The sequence below is a fragment of the Gemella haemolysans genome, from assembly GCF_012273215.1.
Taxonomy (GTDB): domain Bacteria; phylum Bacillota; class Bacilli; order Staphylococcales; family Gemellaceae; genus Gemella; species Gemella haemolysans_A.
Window position 1 is genome coordinate 252,303 of record NZ_CP050965.1, and the last position, 24,934, is coordinate 277,236.

The following is a 24,934-nucleotide window of genomic DNA, read 5'->3' on the forward strand; positions in this document are numbered from 1 at the left end:
TATGGTTAATAAAATTTTATTAGTAGATGATGAAATAGAAATAACGGAGATAAATAAACGATATTTAGAGCAAGGTGGATATGATGTTGATATCGCTAATGATGGTAAAGAAGCTTTAGAGAAATACAAGAAAAATAAATATTCTTTAATAATTACTGATATAATGATGCCAAATATGGATGGTTATGATTTAATTAGCGAAGTACAGTATTTAGATTCTGAGTAACCATTTTTATTTATAACAGCGAAAACAACAGAACCAGATAAAATTTACGCTTTAAGTTTGGGGGCGGATGACTATATAGTAAAACCATTTAGTCCAAGAGAATTAGTTTTAAGAGTTAGAAATATACTACGTAGAATTGAAAAAAATAGTAGTGAAAATATTTCAACTTTAGGTGATTTAAAAATTAACTATAATAGTAGAATTGCTATGGTAAATGATAGACAATTAGAACTGACCGTGAAATCTTTTGAATTATTATGGTTACTAGCTAATAATCCAGAGCATGTTTTTTCTAAGACAGAATTGTATGAAAAAATTTGGCAAGATGAATATGTAGAAGATGCAAACACGCTAAATGTGCATATACACTCATTAAGAAGAATCTTAACAAAATATTCAACAGAAAAAACACCGAGTATAAAAACGGTATGGGGTCTAGGATACAAAATGGAAAAACAAGTTTAAAAATGGAAAGGAAATATAGTATGAAATTAAGAGATTATATTATTGTTGGATATATTTTATCATTTTTAATAACTATTATGGCTGTTTTTTGGGCTTCAAATTTAATGTTAATTGAAAAAAAAGATACATATTTTATAGTTGTGATTACAATAATTGCAGGACTAATTGGAGCTACAATTAGTATTATATTACTAAAAGGTGTATTTAAGTCATTACGTGTACTAAAAAGACAAACGATTAGTATAAGTGAGAAAAATTTTGATATTAGCAATACTGTAGAAGGTCCTACTGAGTTTAGAGAATTATCGTTATCATTCAATGAAATGGCAAAACATTTAAAAGAAAGTTTTGAGTCATTAGAAGAAAGTGAAAAAGAAAAATCTCTTATGATAGCCCAGTTATCTCATGATATAAAAACTCCTATAACTTCAATTCAATCAACTGCAGAAGGAATGTTAGACGGAATAATAAAAGAAGAAGAATTTAAATATTATCTAGAAACGATTTGCCGACAAACAACAAGATTGAATAAACTTGTTGAAGAATTAAATTATTTAACATTAAGTGTAAAAGATACTAGTGAAGATGATAAAAATGAAACCATATTTTTAGATAAATTATTGATTGACTGTATGTCAGAGTTTAAGTTGCGAGCAGAAAAAGAAAAAAGAGATATCTATATTAAAGTTATTCCTGAGAATGCCAAAATAGTAAGTAATTACAATAAAATGCAAAGAATTATCGTGAATTTAATAGGTAATGCATTTAAATATTCACCAAGTGGGACAAAAATAGAAATAGTAACTGAAATAAAAAATCAAGAATTATCTATTTCTATAATTGATGAAGGTTGCGGTATAAAAGAAGAAGATATTGATAATATTTTCAAAAGATTATATCGTGTTGAAGCATCAAGAAATTTGAAAACTGGTGGTTATGGCTTAGGTTTGGCAATAGCGAAGCAATTAGCCTTACAAATTAATGGAGACATATTAGTAGAAAGTGAGTATGGAAAGGGTAGTAAATTTACCTTGAAAATTAATTGCTAATACACTGAGTATATAAGGAAATCTTAGAATCAGATTTATTATTTTGAAAGAATAATTGGAATTAGATTTTTAGGAATTTTCAATATAAAAACATACAAATTTTTTAAATTTTGACAAAATAAATTTTTCACGGTATAATGAAAAAAAATCTACTGAGGAAAATAAATATGGCAAAATCGAAGTATATTACGCGCCTTAAACGTTCTGAAGGACAACTTAGAGGGATTCAAAAAATGATAGAAGACGAGAGAGATTGCATTGATATAATAACTCAATTAAGTGCGGTTCGTTCAAGTGTTGATCGTGTTATTGAGTTACTAATAACAGAAAATCTTATGGAATGCATTAATAATCCTTTAGAAAATCCTGTAGAGCAGAAAGAAAAAATAGAGAAAGCTATAAAATATATAGTAAAAAATAAGTAGTTTAAAGAAATAATAAAAAGTCTTGTTCCTAAATAATCTTAGGTACAAGGCTTTTTTGATAATGTATTAATTTTATACTAATGAGAATTTAGTATAGAAAAAATTGGTTGTTTTTATTGTTTAATACTTAATTTTTTTCTCCAGGCCAACTATTCATACCACCTTCGATATTTGTTACATTGAATCCTTGAGCTTCTAAAAAATCATATGCTTTAGCTGAACGTCCACCCGCTTGACAAATCACATAGTATTTTTGACTTTTATCTAATTTTGTGAATTCTATACCTAGACTACTCAGAGGAAAATTTTGAGAAGAAGGGATATGTCCTGCTTCGTACTCGTGGCTTTCTCTTACATCGAGAATCGTAAGTTCCTCATTATTATACTTTTTATAAAAATCTTGCATTGAAATATTATTTTTCATATCTTGTTCCTTTCAATATTAGTAATTTTAGACTATTTTGCCTTTCCATGCATGCATACCGCCTCTAATATTTACAACATCGTAGCCTTTCTTTTTTAGTTTTTTTGCTGCAAGTTTGCTTCTAACTCCAGAGTGACAAATAACATATACTTTTTTATCTGTTATTGGTGTAAATTGACCAATTCCATTAAGTGGAACATTTTTTGCATTTTTTATATGTCCTCTTCGAAATTCTCCAGGTGTTCTTACATCTATTAATTGAATATTTTCTTTAAGTTTTTGTTCTAGCTCGATAGTAGAAATACTATCTACTTTTGTGAATAAGAAAAACATTATTATACCTCCTAATATACCCTTATGGGGTATATTAAACCATGAAATAAAGGATTTGTCAAAAAAATTGATTTGAATATATATATTAAGATTGATAAGTTACTAATAAAATACAAATTAAATTAAAATGAAAGTAATTTATTATAAATTAAAAATTTTATAATGATGATAAGATGAAAAGAAAAAGTTATTTCTGAAAATAAATTTTCAAATATTTGGGTGATATATACTTGACAAATAAGAAAAATAGGAGAATAATGGAAGAGGAAGTGACCTTCATTTTTATAAAAAACAACCAACAATTTAGGAGGAAATTAAATGAAAAAAATATCAAAGGTAGCTACTGCCAGTGTACTATTATTTACATTAGCGAATCCACTAGCTGTATTTGCTGAGAATAAAGTAGGTAATATTTCAGAAACAAGTAGTAATAAAACAACACAAGACCTTACTATTACTTCAGAAGAAGTCAACGGTGATATAGTATTTCATGTGACTGCACAGAGAGATACTTATGAAGCTATTGTATATGCAAAAATTAACGGAAAAAATTATACTTATAATTTGGGTAACTTAAAAAAAGGTCAAGTATCTAAGATAGTTCAACCAGATGTAAGTATAAATAACAATAATGCTTCTATTTCAAAAGAAAGTAATAAAGGAAGAGTACTACCAAATACAAGTGCTGTAAGAGAATTAGTACAAAAAACAGTTTTATACAATAATGAAATAAATGGAAATGTGATTGAAGCAAAAGTTGTATACAAAGTATATGAGCTAGTAGAAAAGAATTCAACTCAAAAAAACGAGAAACCAGAGGCTTCAGAACCAAAAGCACCAAAAGCGGAAGAGCCAGCTGTAGCACCGAAAGCAGAGGAGCCAGCAGCGTCATCACCAAAAGCCGAGAAACCAGTGGTTTCAGCACCAAAAGCAGAGGAAGCAGTGACACCAGCACCTAAGGTAGAGAAACCTGTGTTATCAACACCAAAAGCAGAGGAACCTGTGGTACCAGCACCAAAAGCGGAGGAACCAACGCCATCAGTGACAAAAGCAGAGAAACCAGCGACACCATCACCGAAAGCCGAGAAACCAGTGGTACCAGCACCAAAAGCGGAAGAGCCAGCAACGTCAGCACCGAAAGCAGAGAAACCAGCGTCTCCGGCGCCAAAAGCAGAGGAACCAGTAGCTCCAGCACCGAAAGCCGAGAAACCAGTGGTTCCAGCACCAAAAGCAGAAGAGCCAGCGACACCAGCGCCAAAAGCAGAGAAACCTGTGGTTTCATCACCAAAAGCAGAGGGACCAGCAGCTCCAGCACCAAAAGCGGAAAAACCAGTGGTACCAGCACCAAAAGCAGAGAAACCAGTGGTACCAGCACCAAAAGCAGAAGAGCCAACGACACCAGCACCAAAAGCGGAAGAGCCAGCAACGTCAGCACCGAAAGCAGAGAAACCAGCGTCTCCGGCGCCAAAAGCAGAGGAACCAGTAGCTCCAGCACCTAAGGTAGAGAAACCTGTGGTTTCAACACCAAAAGCGGAAGAGCCATCAGCTCCAGCACCAAAAGCAGAGGCACCAGCGGCACCAGCACCAAAAGCAGAAGAGCCAACGACACCAGCACCAAAAGCGGAAGAACCAACAGCTCCAGCACCAAAAGCAGAAGAACCAACGACTCCGACACCAAAAGCAGAGGCACCAGCGTCTTCAGCACCAAAAGTGGAAGAGCCAGCTGCAACACCAAAAGATGATACTCCGTCTGAAGAAGTAGCACCTAAAGATGAAAAACTTGAGGAAGCCAAAAAAGATGGAAAAGAAATTATTGAAAAAATTGCAGCTTCAAAACATAGTGAAATAGAAAAAGTTAAAGATGAAGCAGAAAAAGCTAAGTTAGAAGCTAAATTAAAAGAATTAAAAGAAGCAGGATTAGAAGCGATAAATAATGCTAAAAATCATGATGCAGCTGTAGATGCTACGGATGAATATCAAACTAAAATTGATGAAATTAATGTTCCAGGTGAAGAATTACCAGCACCAAACTATAATAAAGAAAATTTAACAAATGGCCGTAATGAAGGTACTACTATTGACAATGGAAGTACAGCAATAGGTCATGGGTCAGGTGAAGCTACATCAACAACTCCGACACAGCCTGCCACTGAAGAAAGACCAACTTCACCAGCAACTTCAACACAACCTGCTTCAACTTCAGAGGGAACTTCTAGTTTCAGAAATGCTCCTCAAGTTCAAGTTAGAGCAAGAAGAGTAGCACGTGCGGCAAATCAACCAGAAGGTACGGTAAACATAAGTTATAATTATGATGGAATGCCAGATATTAATGGATTTTTATCTGATCCAGGAGAAAATAATACAGTAGCTATTTCAAATTCAGCAACTGAAGATGAAGTGAAAGAATTAGTTAAAGCAAAAATTCAAGCTAAGGCTCAAGAATTAGCTAAACATGGATATAAAGTAAAAGAAGAAATAGTATTTGAGCAAGATACTAATGTGAAGAACTTTAATTATGTAGTTACTTTCACTAAAGAGAAAACAGGAACTACAGGCTTCAGAATCGCTCCAGAAGTTCAAGTTAGAACTAAAAAAGTTGTAAAAAGAGATTTATCTAATAAAACTAAAAAAATAAACATCTATTATAATCTAACAGCTCTTAAAGATATTGCGGGGGCATTAGGAGAATTAGGTGGAGAGAATATGCTTACTTTCCCTGGCAATACACCTAAAGAAGAATTAAAACGAGCTATTGAAGAAAAAACAAAAGCCCAAATTGAAAAATTGAAAAAACAAGGTTTTAAAGTTGTTTCAACTACTGACTTAGATCAAATCGTTGAAGGTGGAGATAGCTATGATTATGTTGTAGAATTCACAAAAGAATCTAAATCTGCATCAGCTAATAATTCAGGTTTTAGAAAAGCACCTGCAACACAAAGAAGGGCAAAAAGATCAACAGAAGCACAAGAAAATGTAAATATTAATATTTACTTTAACTTAAAAACTTTACCAGGAATAGCTGGAGCATTAGATGTAGATGGAGATACTACTATACAACTTTCAAAAGATGCTAGTAAAGAACAAGTAAAAGAAGCTATAAAAGAAAAAATTGCTAAAGTAGAAAAACGCGGTTATAAAGTTAGTGATTTCTACTTCGGAGCAAAAACAGAACAGGGTTATGATTTCGTTGTAGAATTTAAAAAATAACCTAAAATAATACTGACCTCATTTTAGATAATAAATCTAACTTGAGGTCAGCTTTTTTATATTTTATTCTTCTTCAGTTTCACGAGGGAAAATCATAGATTCGCTGAAGTTTAAGTCGCGAAGAGCGGTGTAAGAATCTTCTAGAGAAATATAATTCAATTTCCTCATCGTTAATATTCTGTATTTTAAAAGTCGAACTGCTTCCATTTGAAGTTCTTTAAGTTCTTCTTCAAAATCGATATCTTCTAAAAATACTTCAAACAAGGTGAATGAGTAGTATCTATATACATCTTTAACGAATTCTGCAGTATCTTCATCTGAACACTTTTCATCAATAACCTTATAAGCTATATCAAGAAGTGCGTTTCTTACTGTAGGAGAACAATCTATGATAGCTTGAATTTGACTAGAAGAAGCTTCAGCTCTTTGTTTAATTTCATCTAATTTATTGACGAAGTTTACTTTTCTTCTTTTTGGAACTTTTTCTTTAAGTTTCTCATAAAATTCTGGAGTTAAATCTTTAGCTACGAAATGACGAGTTAAACGACGTTTTAGACTAGATTCTTTTATATATATTCTCAAATTAAGAAGTAAACTTTTTGGTATTGAATAAGTAAATAGGAAAGATTTTCTAAGTTGCATAATTTTAGAAATTTCCAATATTTGCTCAATGTTAGGGTTGCCTTTAAGTATTTCAGGGAGAGCTTTATCTTGTGCTTTCATAATTTTTTTGTGTAATGACAATGCTTCATTTGTATTCTTGAACTTTCCAGTTTGCATGTTTCTGAAGTATGCTTTCATTTCGTGTAAACTTTTTATTTCAAAAGCATAAGCAACTTTTTCTTCGATAGAATTCTTAGAAATATCACGTTCTTTTAGTTCTTCAAGTGTTCCTTCTAGGATTTTTTCACGAAGAGAGTACTGAGTATATTCTTTTTCTTCATCTTCTCCTTTAACAACAAGTGGAAGAGCGAGTGTACCGATAACAATACTTAGTAACACGACATTACTCGCAATGAATAAGATGGTATTTCTAAGTGGGAAGCTTTCTCCAGTTGCTGTTATAACTGGAATCATAAGCGCAGTAGCAAGTGTTACTGTCCCATGAATACCACATAAACTAGCAATTAAAGAGTAACTAAATCTAGAGTAGTTATCTTTGTCGAATTTTCTATTTAATATTATTTTTGCTGTTTTTCTAGCAGTCGTAAAATGGTGAGGTTGGAATGATATGTAGTTGAAATATACAAAGACCAATCTGACTATCATTAGACCTAAAACAATAACTAATGAAATAATGAATCCATATACAATATCAATCTCCCTGTTGTTAAACATTGTATGATATATCTCTGGAAGCAAATATCCTAAAAATGTAAATACGAAGCCATTTAGTACATAACTTGCTATTTGTTGAGTACTATCTATAGTTACTGCAGCATCACTACTTACAACAGTAAGTAAGTGAAGTTTTCTTTGGTAGTTATAAACTAAAGCAGTAATAACAACAGCAACGATACCAGATACGCCGATATGTTCAGCAAAATAAAAGACAATTATTGGTGTTATTAATTGAAAAATAACTAAAATATTAGATTCATCAGCAAATTTTGTTGAGAATATAAACTTAATATAAGAGAATGCTATCCCAATAATAAGTCCAAAGACTGCTCCACCTCCTGCAACTACTAAAAATTTATAACTAGCATTTGTGACAGAAAATGTATTAGTAAGAACGGCTGCCAGAGCTATATTAAATGATACAAGACCAGAAGCATCATTCAGAAGCGACTCACCTTCTAATATAGCCATAAGGCCTTTAGGTAACTTCATTCCTTTAGTTATTGATTTAACAGCAACAGCATCTGTAGGTGATAGGATAGCGGCTAAAACAAAACATGCTGCCCATGGAATCATTGGAAGTAATAAATGAATTATGCTACCGACAATAATTACCGTCACAAGAACTAAAAATATTGCCATATATATAATTGGACGTTTGTATAGCCAGATATTCTTTAAGGACGAGTTGAAACCGTCAGTAAATAATAGGGGAGCGATAACTAACATCATAAACATTTCTGATTCAAACTCAAAATGAAGTGGGAGGTTAGGAATAAATGTTACCGCAGCACCAAGTATTATTTGGAATAAAGCTGCTGGAATACGTGGAAAAAGATTATTTAAAAATGAACCAAGTATTACAATTATGACAAATATACCTAGGGTAGTTAGTATTTCCATAGAAAACTCCTTTGTAATTATTTTATTATTTATTTGTACAAATATATTTTACAATTATTTAATATTAAAATCAACGATTATACAATCTGAAAGAAATTAATAATGAATATTGTAAAACAATAATTTTAATAGTTTTAGAAGATGTGTTATTTGTTATTTTTTAGAGTTTAAGTAAGGGCTTCAGTACACGTAAATAGACGTCAAAATATTGATTTTAAATGATTTTTGATTTTTTGAAACTCATTACATCGCGCTATAAATCAATAAAAATTCTACCTTTTTTAGATAAATATATCAGTTGAATATTGAAGTTAAGCCCTGCTATCATTTCGATGGCAGGACTTTTTAATATTTGGTACACTAACTCTTATCTATATTTTGGTGAAGTTGAAGTTGACATCTACAAAGTTTAATGTTAGAATATATTCAAAAATATATTTGAATGAGGTGTTTTATGATTCAAAATGTTGTTACTTCAATAATCCTGTATTCTGGGACAGCCGTAGACTTACTTATTATCCTAATGTTATTTTTTGCCAAAAGAAAAAGCAGAAAAGACATCATTAACATCTATTTAGGACAATTTCTAGGCTCTGTTAGTCTAATATTGCTAAGTTTGCTTTTTGCATCTGTCTTACATTATATTCCTAGTAAAGAGATTTTAGGTTTGCTCGGTTTGATTCCAATTTTCTTAGGTCTCAAAGTTTTGCTTTTAGGAGATTCTGATGGAGAAGCTATTGCCAAAGAAGGGTTGCGCAAAGATAATAAAAACCTGATTTTTCTAGTCGCGATGATTACTTTTGCAAGTTGCGGTGCCAACAATATTGGTATCTTTGTCCCATATTTTACTACATTAAATTTAGCGGATTTGATAGTGGCTTTACTTACATTTCTAGTCATGATTTATCTCTTGGTTTTTTCTGCCCAAAAGTTGGCACAACTCCCATCTGTTGGAGAAACTTTGGAAAAATATAGCAGATGGTTTATTGCCGTTGTTTATTTAGGATTGGGGATATATATCCTGATTGAAAATAACAGTTTTAACATGCTATGGACTATGTTAGGATAGGAGAAAATATTATGAAAAAAGATAGTATCTGCCAAGTGAATATTATAAATCAACAAAATGTTACAACTGCAATGAACTACCTTGAAAAGGAAAAAGTCCAAAAATCACTTCGTATTTTAACAAAGTTTACCGATAATAAACAGATAAATATCATCTTTTATCTTCTTGCTGTTGAAGAACTCTGTGTCTGTGATATAGCCTGTCTACTAGATCTAAGTATGGCATCTGCATCCCACCATCTTCGTAAACTAGCCAATGAAAACATCTTGGACACTAGAAGAGAGGGGAAAATTATATATTATTTTATAAAAGATGAGGAAATCAGAGATTTTTTTAATCAACTAGGATAACAACTATTTTTACTACTTTACCATGATTATATATAGGACTTATCTATGAAATTTTTTGATGAAATTTACTCACAAGAAATACCTACTCGTATCATGTTGATACTGTCAATAAGTATGTGTAAACACTCAAGTAGAGTTACGGAGTATTAATCAAATAAGCTTTCTAGTGTGTCATAATATTGGCCAAATCCTTTATGGATTCGTTGACTTTGCTTGAAATTATAATCTTCAAACAAAGTAACTAAGTAACGTTCTAGAGACTTCTCGTTAGGAAAAAAAACTTCTTTTTCGTTTGACGTTTGATAAGAGACTCAATTAGGTTTGTCGAATAAATGCTGTGCCAAATCTGGTAGTGAAACTGATAATATGCACTATTATAACCTATTTGTACATTTTTATTTTATCATTTTCAATTAGTAAGTCTAGGATCACCAGATTATGGTTTCCATTTGTTCCGACACACTCATGATTCAATGTTGCTTAATGCAGGCACAAATTGGAAAGAACTCCAAGTTAGAATGAGGCATAAGTCAATGTCAACTACTATGGATACTTACGCAGAGTTAGCACCTCAAAGAAAGCTAGAAACAGTCAGCATTTATTTAGATAAGATTGCTAAATTAACTTATTAACTACTCTAGTTTTCGCTCTACCTTTTGAAAGCTAAATTCTCATAAACGTTGATATAACAGTATTTAAAGGTTTCTGAAATAACATTAACAACCTTTACAGATATAAAATTATCGCTATATCAAAATATTAATATTCTGATATAGCGATTAATTTCAAATTTTTCATATTATTAACTTTATTAATTACCAACTAATTACTTTTCCATCTTCTATTTTAATATCAGCATCATAAAGTTTGTTTAGAAGCTCTTCATCAAAGAAGTTCTCAGCTTTATCATTCTTTATAACTTTTCCATCAAGAAGAGCAATAATATTATCACTGTATGCTAGTGCTTGATTTATATCATGTAGCACCATGATAATAGTAATTCCTAGAGATTTATTAAGATCTCTAACGAGTTGCATTATAGATTTTTGGTATTTTATATCAAGGAAAGTAGTAGGCTCGTCTAGTATAATAATATCCGTACTTTGTGCTAATGCCATTGCGATGTAAACACGTTGAAGTTGACCACCTGATAACTCATCTACACGTTTATCTCTATAGGCTTTTAGATTAGTTTTTTCAAGAGCAAATTCAATTTTTTCAACATCACTAGCGTTAGGTTTATAAAAGAAAATATTTTGATAAGGAAGTCGAGCGAAACTAACCATATCATAAACAGTAATTTCTCTTGGAGTTTCATTTTTTTGATAAACAATTGCAAGAATACTCGCAAGTTCTTTTAATGAATATGAATTCAGTTCCTTACCTTCAATTTTTATACTTCCAGAATTATAGTTTAAATTTTTTGCTAATATTTTTATAAGTGTACTTTTACCACAACCATTTTTACCAAGTAGGGTAGTAATTTTACCTTTTTCAATATCTACATTAAGATTTTCGAAAAGAGCATTTTTATTATTGTACTTAAACGTAAGGTTATTAATCTCTATAATATTTTCCATTAACTTACTCCTTTCTTAACCAAAATAATAAATGCAGGTCCACCGATAATCATCATTATTAAATCAGCAGGTATTTCAATTGGTGCGAAAATAACACGACCGATTGTATCGAATAATAGTAGAATAAATGCTCCAAGTAAAGCACTAAATGGAATAGTATAAATATGATTTCTTCCAATTATTATCTTAGCGATATGAGGTGTAATAAGAGCTAAGAAGACCATAACACCAGCTACCGCTGTAGAAACAGAAGCAAGAGCTACCGCAACAAATGAAATTAATAAACGAATCACATTAATATTAATTCCTAGTGAACTAATAATATTATCATCTAAGGCGAAGATATTACATAGTTTTGCTAAGAAGAAACTGATAATTAGTAATACAGGAATCCAACTTAGTAATAACGAAACATCATCCCAGTTTTTAGTTCCCAAACCAACAGTTTTGAATGTAGATGACGTAGTAGAGTTAGCTGCATTCAAGTACTGTATAGAACTCAGTATTCCTGTGAAGAAATAACTTATCGCAATACCGATTAAAATAATTTTAACATTGTTTTTTGTTCTACCAGCTAAGTAATAAATGATTAAGAAACCAAGGACACCACCGATGATAGAAAATACAGACTTAAATATCATAAATTGTGGAAATATTCCTAATCCTAAGTATAAAAATAGGTTGGCTCCACTAGAAACACCAATAATACTAGGATCGACAAGCGGGTTCTTTAATACTGTTTGTAATAATAAACCACTAACTCCAAGAGCAGCACCAACCAAAATAGTGATGATAATTCTTGGGAAACGAACGTCGATAATGGCATTAACATTAGCATATTCACCGGTAAAAATACCAACAGCTAATTGCCCGACACTAGCTTTTATACTACCACTGTTCGCTGCAAAAAATATTGTACTTAATAAGAGTAAAATAAGAACAGAAAAAGTGATTGCTTTTTTGTTTTTAAACATTAAGAACCTCCTTATATAGTTTATATGTTTAGTATATCATATGTTGTTTTTAATTTGAATTATATAAAAAGGGAGTGACTCAAAAATCGTGATTTCGTAGAAATCGATTTTGTCGAGTCACCCCCGCACAGTTTATTAGATATCTAAAAAGCTTTCATAAAGCGAATTTAGATATCAATAAACCACTGCGTCTATGAGTCCTCATATGAACCATGTTAAATTTTAGGACTTTTAAGTATTAGTTACTATAGAAAATACTGTATAGACTTTCTAATCCTTTTTGGTAATCGTATGTAGCTGTCATACCAAACATTGAGCTATCTAAATCGACAACTTTATTATTTTTTACCGCATCAAAGTGAGACCAACTCTTATTGTTTTCAAATTCTTTTTTAAACATTTCATTTACATTATCAGGCATAGCATGAGCAGTACGTAAAATAAAGTCTGGTTTATCATTTAAAGCAGTTTCTATGTTTAGATTTTTAAACTCTTCAGTACCTTTAATGATATTTTCACCACCGGCTAATTTTACAAGGTTACCAACATAAGATTTCTCTGTAGCAGCTAAGTAACTTCCCGGTAAGCCCATAAGAACAAGAACTTTTGGTTTCTTCTTATTAGCAATTTTTTCATTGAATTTAGCGAAGAACTCATCATGTTCTTTTTTTAATTCTTTGAATTTTTCTGTTTTACCAAATTCTTTTGCAAGATTTTCTGTTACTGTATATAATCCGTTAACACTACGAACATCTACAAATTTATAAGGTATTTTATTTTTTTCGAATCCTTCTTTTATCCAGTCTTGTAAACTATCTGGAGCATATACGATAGAAGGATTAATAGATTTGATAACTTCCATATTTGGATTCATAGGAAGCCCAATTTGAACAGTATTATCATATCTTTTAGGCATACGACCTAATTTTGTAGTAGGGACACCTGCTAATTTGATATCAAGAACATTAGCAATTTGAGCTAGAGCTACAGAGTCCATTACTACACGTTTTCCATTTTCTTCTTCAGATTTTTTGTCTTTATTTACACCAGTTAGGTCTATCGTTTCATTAAATGCTTTATCAGCTAAATTAGGATCAGTTCCAGTTGTGTTACCAGCTTTATTTTGTGATGAACAAGCAGTAAGTACTAAGATACTAGCCAGAAGTAGTGTAAATAGTAGGGATAGTTTTCTTTTCATGAATTATCTCCTAATTATTTTTTCTTTTTTTAAGAGCAAAGAAAGCTCCGGCAACTATTACAAGAACTCCGATACCTCCGCCAACATAGTAAGGTACGTAGTTTGTTTCTTTAATAGCTTCCATATCTAAACCATCATTTCCGTTTTTAATAGTATCAGTATTAACTTCTACGAAATAACGAACAGGACGATTCATAGGTTCTACATACATTTGTACCATAGCTAAGAAGTTTTCATTTGGTACTTCGAATCTATAGTCAACATAGCTATCTTTATATTGTTCAATGTTAACTTTTGTTTCAGTAGCAGCAACTTGTTTGAATTCTCCATCTTTTTGAAGAACTTTAATGAAAGGACCTTGTTCTTTACTACGTTGAACCCAATTCATTAGGTGAACACGCACAGTTGCGTATAATTTACCATCTTTTGTACGTTGAAGCATAGCTTTAGACCAACGTTTTTCACCATTAGATTTTTGATTTTTAAGAGCCTCATTAAGGTCTCCACCTGCGTTAATAGGTGAGATAACTCCTTGTACCATACCTTCACCGATAGCTGTATTTTTAGTACCACCATCAGCTGTAACTCCAGTAAGAGGGTTTAGATATGAACCTGTGATATCAAGGTTATAAAGACCAGGATTTTTTGTTTTTTGATCATCTTTGAAGTAATCTTCTAATTTTTTAGCAACAAATCCTTCTGGTGCTTTATTTTCATCTTTTTTATCTTTGTTTTCTTCTTCTTTTTTCTTATCTTCAGCTTTTTTCTCTTTGTCTTTAGAAGAATCTTCAGAACCAGATACTAGGTTAGCTGTTGACCAGTTAAATTTAATAATAGCATTTTGTGATGCATCTCCACCCATAATTTGGTTCATGGCATCAACGGCAACTCTAACACCGACTTTGTCAGGTTTAGCTTCACCAAAATTAAAGCTTAGAGTTCCTGGATATGTACTAGTACCACCATCTAAGTTAGTATCGTTATAAGTACTTGTTACTGAAGCTGCAGTTAGACTACCAGAAAAAATTGGAGATGAGTAGATGCTAAGTGATAATAAGTGACCGTGCATATTACTGAAATCCATCGGAGTGAATTGTATAGAAATAGTAGAGGTGTTATTATCATGAACATTTACAGTAGCATGTGTAGCTAGAGCATTATTTCCCATAGAAAGACGACCACTGTTTTCAGAGTGCCACAGCTCTACAGGAACGCTATATACTCTATCAGCCGCGTGTACAGTTTTAACGAAAGGTACATTACTAGATGTAATGATAAATGTTAATGTAGCAATAACTATCGTTAACAGTTTTAAAACTCGTTTCATTATAAAAACTCACTTTCTTTTATATTATTTAGTTTTTAATAAGAGGGAGTGACTCAAAAATCGTGATTTCGGAGAAATCGATTTTGTCGAGTCACCCCCGCACAGTTTATTAGATATCTAAAAAGCTTTTATAAAGTGAATTTAGATATCAATAAACCACTGCGTCTATGAGGTATCATATACACTTTTTTAAAATTTAGGACTTTTGGGTAAATTTTTACGGAATCGATAATAGTAAGCTAATTTAGCGGATATTATCTTATTACTTTTGTTTTCTTCTACCAACAAGAACTGCACTTATTAAAGTAAGAGCTCCTGCAAGGATTGATGAAGATGTTTCTAAACCAGTGTTAGAAAGTCTACCGTTGTTTAGACGTCCACCTTTTGGAGTTAGAGCAGGATTACCGTTAGCACTTGATCCTGGTTGACCACCATCAATAACTGCAGTACCTTGTCTTTCTGTGGCATTAGACCAGTTTAGGTTAAGAATAGCATCTTTCTTACCAGCACCCGGCATAATGCTTTCCATTGTTGGAACGAATACAGAAACAGGAATGTTAGTTAATTTTTCGTGTGATGTAAAGTGGACTTCCACTTGGTTCATAGCGCCACCTGTGCTATAAACAGGGTATTCAGTTCCATTAACCCAGAAACGAGTAATACCGTCTGTAAGAGTTCCTACTTTAATATTGTGGAAACGAACTTTGTAGTGATATGTATCACCATGTTTGAATACAGTGATTCCATCTAATGCTGCATTCCCCATAGATGCACGACCTGATTCATAAGCGTTTAATAGAGATGCAGTAACGTTATCGAAGTATGTAACTTGTGCTTCAGAACCTTGACCTTGAGGTGCAGCAGGAAGTGGTGTAGTTGGTGTAGAGATTGGTGAAGTAGGTTGATTTCCTGGTTTTCCACCTGGATTAGATGGCTTAGGAGTGTAGCCACTGTTACCTGGTTTTCCACCAGTTATTGGTTGTCCTTGTTGTTCAGTTACACTAGACCAGTCAAATGATAAAGTAGCATTTTGTGTACCACCACCTTGCATGATTTCTTCCATAGCTTGAACAAATACAGAAACAGGAACTGATGATAGTTTTTCAGTTGATGTGAAGTGAACTTCTACTTGATTGTTTGATCCTCCAGTTGGATTAACAGGATATTCAGTACCGTTAACCCAGAACTTAGAAATTCCACCAGTGAAACCTTGAGTTGAAAGGTCGTGGAATCTTACGATGTAGTGATATGTATTTCCTTCTTTATATACAGTTACATTACTATGTTCTAAAGCTGCATCTCCCATAGATTTCTGACCAGGACGATAAGCATTTAGCAGTGAAGCTTTTACTCCTTTATAGTAAGTTGCAGTAGCTGCAGGAGTAGGTTTTGGAGTAGGTGTAGTTACTACAGGTTTAGCTGGTTTAACTGGCTCTGTAGGTTTAGGAGTTTCTACAGGTTTAGCAGTTTCAGTTGGTTTTGTAGTTCCTGAATCCGCAGGTTTACTTGTTGTAGTTTCCGCTGGTTTATTCGAAGGCTGAGTATCTTTTGGTGTTTCAGGTTTTACTGGAGATTCTGTCACAGCAGGTTTAGCTGGTGTAGGTTGAGTATTAGCTACCACTTTTAGTGCATTACTTAAATCAAATTTTAGAATCATTTTTTGAGTTCCAAATGTTTCACCAAAAGAAGCCATAACCGGAACATAAACTTGAGTATAAGTCTCTAATTTATTGTTTGAATCGATCTTATTTTTATCTACACTATAAGAAAGTGTTTTTGGATATGCAGTTCGTTCAGGGAATTTCTTTTTATATGTTTCTATGAAATTATCAGTTTCACTAGTACTGTAGTATTCAACTATAGTAGCAGGATTGAATTCACTATCCTGAATACTATTACGATTTGCATGAGTTTTAGGACCATTATAGTATTTTAAATCTCCTAAGTAACCGTTTAAACCACCAAATGTAATCGGTTGAAACGATACATTTACAAAATATTGACCATTTTGAACAATTAATTTAATTTTAGAGTTATCTAAACCAGCGGCAGCCATAGATGGTTCACCATCTGCTCCGTAGAATTTAAGAGCTTCAACAGTAATATCATATTCTCCGTCAGGAAGATTTTTTATATCTTTTGCTCCAACGGCATTATTTTCTATAGCAAATGTAGCGTTGTTTTGTGTAGAGTTCTCGACCACAGCAAGTGTTGAGATGATGGTTGCTGCAGATAGAACTTTTAATAATTTATTTGCTTTCATCTTATTTTGCTTTCTCCTTATATTTCTTTATACATGACTTTATACAAAGGGATAATTTATCCCTTTGTATAAGAGTTTTTTTATTTTATTTGTTATTTTTTCTGCGTAGAACTAGAGCAGATAATAATACTAGTGCACCTAAACCAACAGTTGTTGTTGAACTTACTCCAGTATTAGCTAATGCTTTAAGTCCTTTAGCTACAGTTTGTGAAGTTTTTTGAACAGCAGTTTTTTCAGCCTCAGCTTTTTTATCTTCTTTGTTTTCATTTTGGCCAAAGATATCTTGTGTTGATGGTTGTGCTTGTTCTTTTGCTTTTTGCTCTTTGTTTAAATTATTGATATTGAATTCTGGTAATTCAGGTTGAACAAGAGCATCACCTTTTTCTGCTTTTGTTTTTTCGCTTAATGCTGGAGCTTCAGGTTGAACTGGAGTTTCTTCACTAATTGGTTTAGTTGGAGTACTTGGTTTATCTGATGGTTTATTTTCAGAAGGTACAGGTGTTACAGGAACAGGTGTATTTTGATCAGAAGCCACAGTTTTTGATTTTACAATTGTGTATAAACTGAAGTGGTTAGTGAAGAATGTAAGTTTTCCATCTTTATAAACACTTGGTACTTTTTCTAATTTATTACCATTTACATAATAAACTTCTAGTTTTTCATCCTCATTAGCTACAACAGCTACTGTAACTGCACGAGTTTCTCCTTGTTTATTGATTGTAGTTCCTTTAGAATCTGTGAAGTGCAAGTCTATTGTTTTAACAACACTTAGATTTTCATCTGCTTTTTTAACAAGTTCTTCAACTTTTGCAACAGTTTCTTTATCAGCTTTTTTAACTGAGAAGTTAGATGCTTTTACAGTAGAGTTATCAAATGAAACTTTGATTTCTTCTGATGAACCATTTTCTACAACTTTAGCAACTAATGTATCTTTAAGAGATGCAGAATTAACTATTTCTTTAAGTTTTGATGCTTCTTCTTTGTTTACATCTTTGTCAGTAGCGATATTAGCTAAGGCTACTTTTTTAAGCTCTTCTAATTTTGCTTTTTCTATTTCAGCTTTAGCAGCAGCTTCTTTTTCTAATCTTTCTTTTTCAAGCCGATCGGCTTCAGCTTTTTGAACTTTTTCTTTTTCAAGTTTTTCTTTTTCAGCTTTAGCAGCAGCTTCTTTTTCTAATCTTTCTTTTTCAAGACGATCAGCTTCAGCTTTTTGAGCTTTTTCTTTTTCAAGTTTTTCTTTTTCAGCTTTAGCAGCAGCTTCTTTTTCTAATCTTTCTTTTTCAAGACGATCAGCTTCAGCTTTTTGAGCTTTTTCTTTTTCAAGTCTTTCTTTTTCAGCTTGAGCTTTAGCAGCAGCTTCTTTCTCTAATCTTTCTTTTTCAAGACGATCAGCTTCAGCTTTTTGAGCTTTTTCTTTTTCAAGTTTTTCTTTTTCAGCTTGAGCTTTAGCAGCAGCTTCTTTTTCTAATCTTTCTTTTTCAAGGCGATCAGCTTCAGCTTTTTGAGCTTTTTCTTTTTCAAGTTTTTCTTTTTCAGCTTGAACTCTAGCAGCAGCTTCTTTTTCTAATCTTTCTTTTTCAGCTTGAGCTTTTGTATTTTCATCTTTGTGTAATGATGTTACTTGATCAGCTGTTAGTGGAGTAGCACCATCCCAATTGAATTTAAGTGTTGCTGCAACATTTGAATGACCTTTTAATGGTTTTCCGTTTACTGATACTGAGAATGTAATAGTTTTTTCAGTTAATTTTTCAGGACTTGTGAAGTGGAATACTTTTTCATGACCTTCACCACCAAGATCAGTTCTTTCAGCTGCAGTACCATCAATAGTTAAAGTATCTACAGTTCCTACTAGAGTATTGATATCTAAGTCTTTAAATGTTAAATAGTAGTTGTACGTATTATCTACTTTTTCAACACGAGTTTTTTCATGTACTAATGCACCATCTGCCATTGAAGTTCTATTAGATTCATGAGCATTATTAATTATAGCTGGAACTAAGTTATTTGCAGCTTCTTCTTTAACTTTTTCTACAGCAGGGAAGTCTAAAGAAATAGTATTTTCAGCATTTCTTTCTTCATATCTAGGTTTAGCTCCACCTCTAGTTTGAACACTGATTACAGTATCTACTTGAATTTTATCTAGAAGAGAATCAGTTAAGATTTTACCTTCTTTTAGTTTAGTTGCTGCGTCAACTTCAGTAAAGTTAACTTCAGTTCCTTTATAAGTAAGTTTAGAAACAGTAAATGGTTTGTTACGTAATAAGTAAGTAGAAGATTTACCTTCTTTTACTTGGATAGTGTATTGATATTTATCTCCAACTTTTTCAACTTTTACATCTTTAACAAATGCATCTTCGTAGATTGAACTTGAATCAGTTGTTCGTCCATTTAATTCGCCTTTAACAGTAGCTGGGAATGTAGTAGGAACTTTATCAGCAGCTACTTCATGATCAGGTACTGAAGGTTTAGCAGGTGTAACTTCTTTAGGTTTTTCTACTTTAGGGAAGTCTAGTGCTATTGTACTTTCAGCAGCTCTATCTTCGAATCTAGGTTTAGCTCCACCTTTTGTTTGAACATTTAATACAGCATCAACTTGGATCTTGTCCAGAAGAGAATCAGTTAAGATTTTCCCTTCTTTTAACTTAGTAGCTGCATCAACTTCAGTAAAGTTAATTTCAGTTCCTTTATAAGTAAGTTTAGAAACTGTGAATGGCTTATTACGTAATAAGAAGTTAGTAGATTTCCCTTCTTTTACTTGGATAGTATATTGATATTTATCCCCAACTTTTTCTACTTTTACATCTTTAACAAATGCATTTTCATAGATTGAAGCAGTACCAGTTGTTCTACCATTTAATTCAGCTTTTACTGTAGTAGGGAAAGTGTTAGGAACTTTATCAGCATCAACATTGTGGTCAGCAGCTGTTGGTGTAGCTGGTTTTGGTTCTTCTTTTGGTGTAGTTGGTGCAGGCTTAACTGGTTTAGGTTTAGCAGGTGCAACTACATCTTCTAATTTTACAGGTCTTTCCTTATAGTCAGTAGCTGTTTCATAGTATAGTTTTAATGTAACAAAGTGTGACATTAAAGCACCGTTAGGATATGGAGCAGTACCGTCTAATTGAATTTTTTCTAATAGTTTATCAGTAATGATAGATCCTTCTTTTACTGAAGAATTACCGTTCGTTGCTAAAGTAGTTAATGGAACATCTTTACCTTGGTATGCTACTTTATGTAATTCGAATGGATAGAATTCTCCACCTACATCAGCAAGACCTTTTTTGAATCTTAGAGTATATTTGTACTTATCTCCAACTTTTTCAACTTTAACATAGCTATCTAATGCAGAACCGTATAATGATTCTTCATCATTGTTGTTAGCATTTCTTAAATGTCCTTGAACGTGGATAGGGAAGTCTTTTTTAATAGTTCCTTTGTATTCAACGTCTTTATTAGGATTTTCGTAAGTTGCCGCTTCATAGTTGTTAGCAGTTACTTTTTTTCTAGCTAAAGATGATAAGTCAAATTTTAAAATCATTTTTTGAGTTCCAAAAGCTTGGTTAATTGAAGCCATAACAGGAACAAATACTTCAGTATATGTTTCTAGTTTATTGTTTGAATCGATTTTATTTTTATCTACATGGTAATTAACAGTTTTTGGATAAACAGTACGATTAGGGAATTTTTCTTTGTATGCATTTATGAAGTTATCAGTCTCATTAGTACTATAATTTTCAACTATTGTTGAGTCTTTATACTCAGGATCTTTAATTTCTTTACGATTTGCATGAGTCTTATCTCCATCATAGTATTTTAAATCTCCTAAGTACCCAGTAAGACCACCAAATGTGATAGGTTTAAATGAAACATTTACAGAGTATTCTCCATTTTTTACAATTAATTTTGTTTTTTCATTGTCGATTGCAGCTGCAGCCATAGAAGGGCTACCTTCTTCATGGAATTTTAGGGCTTCAGTGGTAATCTTATATTCTCCATCTTTTAAAGCTTTAACATCTTGAGCTACAGTAGCTGGTTCTTCAGCTTTAGGTGTTACAGGTGTTGCTGTAGCTGATGTTGTAGCAGGTGCTGTAGTAGAGCTTGCAGCTGGAGTAGCTGTTGTTGCAGTAGGTTTTGCAGTGTTCGATGAATTCGTAGTAGAAGTTGTTGTATTTGCTACAACTGGTGTTTCTTCTGCTGCGAATGCGAAACTATCTTGATCGTATGCTTCAATTGCTGCAACAGCAGAAAAAATTGCAGTTGCTGACAAAACTTTTAATAATGTTGTATTTTTCATAGTCGGTAAAGATCTCCTTTATATATAAGTTGTTGATTATTATTTAAATCTTTAACACTATTATATTACAAAAGATATGAAAAATAAAGATTAAAATGATAATTAATCTCATGTATAGTCTGAAATAGACAAAATTTCCTACAAAGTTTCATAGTAAATTCACAATTTCGACATATTTTATATATTTATCAACTTTATAAAATATAAAAATATTATTATTAAAAGTTTTTTGTGTTAATAGAATATAGTATTTTTTAAAGGGTTGTAAGCCCTTAAACCAATTTATTGACATTTGTAATTTTATGTGTTACGATTTAAAAAGTTAATGAAATATAATCACTGGGGGAGCCGTTTGGCTGAGATAACAAAGTTAGACCCTTTGACCTGATCTAGATAATACTAGCGGAGGAAATGTGAAATGATATAAAATAGAATTGTCCTATTAATATAGAATAATACACTATTACTTATATAAATTCCATGAATCTCCTACGTTAGTAGGGGATTTTTTCTTTTCCTAAAGTGGTAATATTTTATACTATATTTAATTACATTAAGGGGGACCACCTATGAAACTTATTACTGAAATTATGGAAGAGAAGGCATTGCCAATTGTTGACAAGATATATAATGATGGCTTTATTCAAGGTTTAATTCGTGCTGATTTATCTAAGGAGGCAGTGGAACACTATTTAAAAGCTGATGCTTTATACTTAGAAAATTTCAGCGATATTTATGCAATGCTTTTAGCTAAAAGTAATGATAAAGCTGAGAAAAACTTTTTCTTAGATCAAATTAATTTTGTATTGAACGAAGAAATTGCTGCTCATAAAAATTTAGCTGATTATGTAGGAAGAGACTATCAAGAAATAATAAAAGGTGGAGAGTGGTATCCATCTGCAGACCACTATATTAAACATATGTATTATAATGCATTTGCATTTGGAATGGCAGAAACACTTAGTGCTATGGCACCATGTCCATGGATTTATCAAATGGTTGCGAGAAAAATTTTAGCTAATCATGATTTAGCTGAAGATCATCCATTAAAATTCTGGGTAGAGTTTTATGCGGATGGTTTAGTTGACGAAGTACTTTCTGAGTATCATAAAATAATTAATCGTGAAGCAGAATTTATGAGTGAAGAAGGAAAACAACGACTAATTAAAAACTTTTTAGAAAGTTGTGAACATGAACGACGTTTCTTTAATATGGCTTATACACAAGAACATTGGGGACTTGAGGTGTAGGATATGAGTAAACTTAATATTGCTTTAACTATTGCAGGAACAGATCCAACTGGTGGAGCTGGAATTATGGCCGATTTAAAAAGTTTCCAAGCTCGTGAAGTGTACGGAATGGCAGTAGTTACTAGTGTTGTTGCACAAAACACTCTAGGTGTTCAAATGATTAGAAACTTAGACTTAGATATACTAGAAGCGCAATTAAAAAGTGTCTTTGATGATATAACACCTAATAGTATAAAAACTGGAATGATAGCAAATGCTGATATGATGAAGCTGATTAAAAAATATTTACCAAAAGATATCCCATATGTTGTTGATCCAGTAATGGTTGCAACAAGTGGGGATAAATTGATAGATGATGTTGCTAGAAAACATCTAAAAGAAGAGATATTACCACTTGCTACTATAATTACACCAAATGTTCCAGAAGCAGAAGAAATAGTCGATTTTAAAATAGTAACTGAAGATGATGTGAATCGTGCAGGAAAATTCATTATTGATGAAGTTGGATGTAAGTCTGTAGTTATAAAAGGTGGACATCTAACAGGAGAAGCGAAAGATTATTTATTCTTAAATGATGGGACTAAGAAAGTGTGGACTAGTGAGAGATTTAAAACTAATCATACACATGGAACAGGATGTACTTTCTCAGCAGTTATTACCGCTGAATTAGCAAAAGGCAAAAGTATAGTTGAAGCTGTAGATATTGGAAAAAAATTTATTACCGCAGCGATTAAACATACACCAGAGATAGGTCATGGAAATGGTCCTGTAAATCATATAGCATTTAAAGGAGATTTATAAATATGACAAGTTTAAAATTATTAAAAAAGAAAGCACCATTAGTGATCTGCATTACTAATGATGTAGTAAAAAATTTCACAGCAAATGGATTAGTAGCACTAGGAGCGTCACCAGCGATGAGTGAATATCCAAAAGATCTAGAAGATTTATTAAAATATGCTGGAGGATTATTAATAAATATAGGTACATTAACTGATGAAACTTGGAAATTATACCAAGAAGCATTGAAAATTGCTGAGAAGTATAATGTTCCTGCAGTATTAGACCCTGTAGCATGTGGAGCTGGAGCATATAGAAAAAAAGTATCAGATGATTTAATAAACAATTATAAACTAGCAGCGATTAGAGGAAATGCTGGAGAAATTGCATCTTTAGTTGGAATAAATGTAGCATCTAAGGGAGTAGACAGTGCAGGGGTAGATAATATTGATGAAATTGCCTTAGCAGCAAATGAGAAGTTTAATATTCCTATAGTAGTAACTGGAGAAGTTGATGCTATTGCTGTTAACGGTAAGGTAGTGACTATCCATAACGGAAGTGCAATGATGCCGAAAGTTATTGGAACAGGATGTTTATTAGGAGCAGTTCTAGCAAGTTTTATAGGACTAGAAAAAGGACAAGAATTAAAATCTTTAGAAACAGCAATGTTAGCATATAATATTGCCGGGGAAATGGCAGAAAAACGTCCTAATGGACATCTACCAGGAACGTTTAAAGTTGAATTTATTAATGCGTTATATGAAGTTACTGATAAAGATATAAAAACATTTAAAAAGGTGAAATAAGATGTTTAATAAAGAACTATTAAAATTATATTTTATTTGTGGAACGACTACTTGTTTAGGGAAAGATTTATATACAGTAGTTGAAGATGCCTTAGTAGGTGGAATAACTTTATTTCAATTCCGTGAAAAAGGTAAAGGTGCTTTAGAAGGTAAAGAAAAACTGGAATTAGCAATAAAACTTCAAAATCTTTGTAAAAAATACAATGTACCGTTTATCGTAAATGATGATATAGAATTGGCATTAGAAATAGATGCTGATGGAGTCCACGTAGGACAAGACGACCTAGGTGTTGATGAAATTAGAAAATTGATGCCAAATAAAATAATCGGTCTTTCTATAGGAAATGAAGAAGAATTTAAACAATCCAAAGTTGAATATGTAGATTATGTTGGTGTAGGACCTGTATATGTCACTCAGTCAAAAGATGATGCAGGTGGTGCAATAGGATATGAAGGACTAGAATTAATGAGAAAATTATTACCGGAAATGCCACTAGTCGCAATCGGTGGAATACAGACACAACATATTAAAGATATAATGAAGACAAATGTCGATGGTGTATCTATTATTTCAGCAATTTCATATTCAGATAATATTGAAAAAACAGTTCGTGAAATGAACGAACAATTCTAAAATTAGCCTCCAAAGGAAAATCATTTCTTGATAACTTTC

Annotated in this window: 21 protein-coding genes, 1 pseudogene and 1 riboswitch; of the genes and pseudogenes, 12 read left to right on the forward strand and 10 right to left on the reverse strand. The window is 32.2% G+C overall.

Going from position 1 to position 24,934, the window contains the following annotated elements:
* The first annotated feature begins 1 nt into the window (after position 1).
* From FOC48_RS09895 to FOC48_RS01250, 4 genes are all read left to right on the forward strand, one after another.
* Positions 2 to 226: a response regulator gene (locus FOC48_RS09895; RefSeq protein ID WP_003146747.1), complete on the forward strand. Its 225-nt coding sequence runs from the start codon at positions 2 to 4 to the stop codon at positions 224 to 226.
* A gap of 57 nt (positions 227 to 283) precedes the next feature.
* Positions 284 to 691, forward strand: coding sequence for a response regulator transcription factor (locus FOC48_RS09900; protein ID WP_003146746.1), 408 nt, complete (start codon positions 284 to 286; stop codon positions 689 to 691).
* Between the two features lie 20 nt (positions 692 to 711).
* Positions 712 to 1,740, forward strand: a complete 1,029-nt coding sequence (locus FOC48_RS01245; RefSeq protein ID WP_003146745.1) for a HAMP domain-containing sensor histidine kinase — start codon at positions 712 to 714, stop codon at positions 1,738 to 1,740.
* 167 nt (positions 1,741 to 1,907) lie between these two features.
* Positions 1,908 to 2,165 (forward strand): metal-sensitive transcriptional regulator, encoded by a 258-nt coding sequence (locus FOC48_RS01250; protein ID WP_003146744.1) that lies wholly within the window; start codon positions 1,908 to 1,910, stop codon positions 2,163 to 2,165.
* A 127-nt stretch (positions 2,166 to 2,292) separates the two neighbouring features.
* Here the strand turns inward: FOC48_RS01250 and FOC48_RS01255 are convergent, their stop codons facing one another.
* Both FOC48_RS01255 and FOC48_RS01260 read right to left on the reverse strand, forming a co-directional pair.
* Positions 2,293 to 2,589: a rhodanese-like domain-containing protein gene (locus tag FOC48_RS01255; RefSeq protein WP_003146743.1), complete on the reverse strand. Its 297-nt coding sequence runs from the start codon at positions 2,587 to 2,589 to the stop codon at positions 2,293 to 2,295.
* 27 nt (positions 2,590 to 2,616) lie between these two features.
* Complete coding sequence (locus FOC48_RS01260; RefSeq protein ID WP_003146742.1) at positions 2,617 to 2,922, reverse strand: rhodanese-like domain-containing protein; 306 nt, start codon at positions 2,920 to 2,922, stop codon at positions 2,617 to 2,619.
* Positions 2,923 to 3,240: 318 nt separating this feature from the next.
* On the opposite strand from FOC48_RS01260, the gene FOC48_RS01265 reads away from it, so the two are divergent.
* Entirely contained in the window at positions 3,241 to 6,129 is a 2,889-nt protein-coding gene (locus FOC48_RS01265) for a DUF1542 domain-containing protein (protein ID WP_172497798.1), read from the forward strand.
* Between the two features lie 63 nt (positions 6,130 to 6,192).
* Here the strand turns inward: FOC48_RS01265 and FOC48_RS01270 are convergent, their stop codons facing one another.
* Positions 6,193 to 8,373, reverse strand: coding sequence for a cation:proton antiporter domain-containing protein (locus FOC48_RS01270; RefSeq protein WP_003146738.1), 2,181 nt, complete (start codon positions 8,371 to 8,373; stop codon positions 6,193 to 6,195).
* A gap of 454 nt (positions 8,374 to 8,827) precedes the next feature.
* On the opposite strand from FOC48_RS01270, the gene FOC48_RS01275 reads away from it, so the two are divergent.
* Both FOC48_RS01275 and cadX read left to right on the forward strand, forming a co-directional pair.
* Positions 8,828 to 9,442: a CadD family cadmium resistance transporter gene (locus FOC48_RS01275; RefSeq protein ID WP_003146737.1), complete on the forward strand. Its 615-nt coding sequence runs from the start codon at positions 8,828 to 8,830 to the stop codon at positions 9,440 to 9,442.
* An 11-nt stretch (positions 9,443 to 9,453) separates the two neighbouring features.
* Complete coding sequence (gene cadX / locus FOC48_RS01280) at positions 9,454 to 9,792, forward strand: Cd(II)/Zn(II)-sensing metalloregulatory transcriptional regulator CadX (protein WP_003146735.1); 339 nt, start codon at positions 9,454 to 9,456, stop codon at positions 9,790 to 9,792.
* A 146-nt stretch (positions 9,793 to 9,938) separates the two neighbouring features.
* Here cadX and FOC48_RS01285 read toward each other — a convergent pair.
* Positions 9,939 to 10,159: pseudogene (locus FOC48_RS01285) on the reverse strand (transposase); the annotation flags it as partial.
* Positions 10,160 to 10,175: 16 nt separating this feature from the next.
* Here FOC48_RS01285 and FOC48_RS10085 point away from each other — a divergent pair.
* Positions 10,176 to 10,424 carry a tyrosine-type recombinase/integrase gene (locus FOC48_RS10085; RefSeq protein ID WP_081459777.1) on the forward strand — a complete coding sequence of 83 codons (249 nt, stop codon included), beginning with the start codon at positions 10,176 to 10,178 and terminating at the stop codon, positions 10,422 to 10,424.
* A gap of 183 nt (positions 10,425 to 10,607) precedes the next feature.
* Here the strand turns inward: FOC48_RS10085 and FOC48_RS01295 are convergent, their stop codons facing one another.
* From FOC48_RS01295 to FOC48_RS01320, 6 genes are all read right to left on the reverse strand, one after another.
* Positions 10,608 to 11,372 (reverse strand): ABC transporter ATP-binding protein, encoded by a 765-nt coding sequence (locus FOC48_RS01295; RefSeq protein WP_003146732.1) that lies wholly within the window; start codon positions 11,370 to 11,372, stop codon positions 10,608 to 10,610.
* Positions 11,372 to 12,346, reverse strand: coding sequence for a FecCD family ABC transporter permease (locus tag FOC48_RS01300; protein WP_003146731.1), 975 nt, complete (start codon positions 12,344 to 12,346; stop codon positions 11,372 to 11,374). The genes FOC48_RS01295 and FOC48_RS01300 overlap by 1 nt, the downstream gene beginning before the upstream one ends.
* Before the next feature lie 238 nt (positions 12,347 to 12,584).
* Positions 12,585 to 13,544, reverse strand: a complete 960-nt coding sequence (gene isdE / locus FOC48_RS01305; RefSeq protein ID WP_003146730.1) for a heme ABC transporter substrate-binding protein IsdE — start codon at positions 13,542 to 13,544, stop codon at positions 12,585 to 12,587.
* 10 nt (positions 13,545 to 13,554) lie between these two features.
* The gene (locus tag FOC48_RS01310; protein ID WP_003146729.1) at positions 13,555 to 14,871 is read right to left on the reverse strand and encodes a heme-binding Shp domain-containing protein; all 1,317 of its coding nucleotides are present in this window, start codon (positions 14,869 to 14,871) and stop codon (positions 13,555 to 13,557) included.
* Between the two features lie 262 nt (positions 14,872 to 15,133).
* Positions 15,134 to 17,134: an NEAT domain-containing protein gene (locus FOC48_RS10090; protein WP_003146727.1), complete on the reverse strand. Its 2,001-nt coding sequence runs from the start codon at positions 17,132 to 17,134 to the stop codon at positions 15,134 to 15,136.
* Between the two features lie 85 nt (positions 17,135 to 17,219).
* The gene (locus FOC48_RS01320; RefSeq protein WP_172497800.1) at positions 17,220 to 21,425 is read right to left on the reverse strand and encodes a BamA/TamA family outer membrane protein; all 4,206 of its coding nucleotides are present in this window, start codon (positions 21,423 to 21,425) and stop codon (positions 17,220 to 17,222) included.
* 331 nt (positions 21,426 to 21,756) lie between these two features.
* A riboswitch (TPP riboswitch) is annotated at positions 21,757 to 21,854 on the forward strand.
* 140 nt (positions 21,855 to 21,994) lie between these two features.
* Here FOC48_RS01320 and tenA point away from each other — a divergent pair.
* The 4 genes from tenA to thiE are packed head-to-tail and all read left to right on the forward strand — an operon-like array spanning position 21,995 to position 24,895.
* Positions 21,995 to 22,675 (forward strand): thiaminase II, encoded by a 681-nt coding sequence (gene tenA, locus FOC48_RS01325; RefSeq protein WP_003146724.1) that lies wholly within the window; start codon positions 21,995 to 21,997, stop codon positions 22,673 to 22,675.
* Between the two features lie 3 nt (positions 22,676 to 22,678).
* On the forward strand, positions 22,679 to 23,476 hold the full coding sequence (gene thiD / locus FOC48_RS01330) for a bifunctional hydroxymethylpyrimidine kinase/phosphomethylpyrimidine kinase (protein WP_003146723.1): 798 nt from the start codon (positions 22,679 to 22,681) through the stop codon (positions 23,474 to 23,476).
* A 2-nt stretch (positions 23,477 to 23,478) separates the two neighbouring features.
* Positions 23,479 to 24,261, forward strand: a complete 783-nt coding sequence (gene thiM / locus FOC48_RS01335; RefSeq protein WP_003146722.1) for a hydroxyethylthiazole kinase — start codon at positions 23,479 to 23,481, stop codon at positions 24,259 to 24,261.
* 1 nt (position 24,262) lies between these two features.
* Positions 24,263 to 24,895, forward strand: coding sequence for a thiamine phosphate synthase (thiE, locus tag FOC48_RS01340; protein WP_003146721.1), 633 nt, complete (start codon positions 24,263 to 24,265; stop codon positions 24,893 to 24,895).
* Positions 24,896 to 24,934 lie beyond the last annotated feature (39 nt).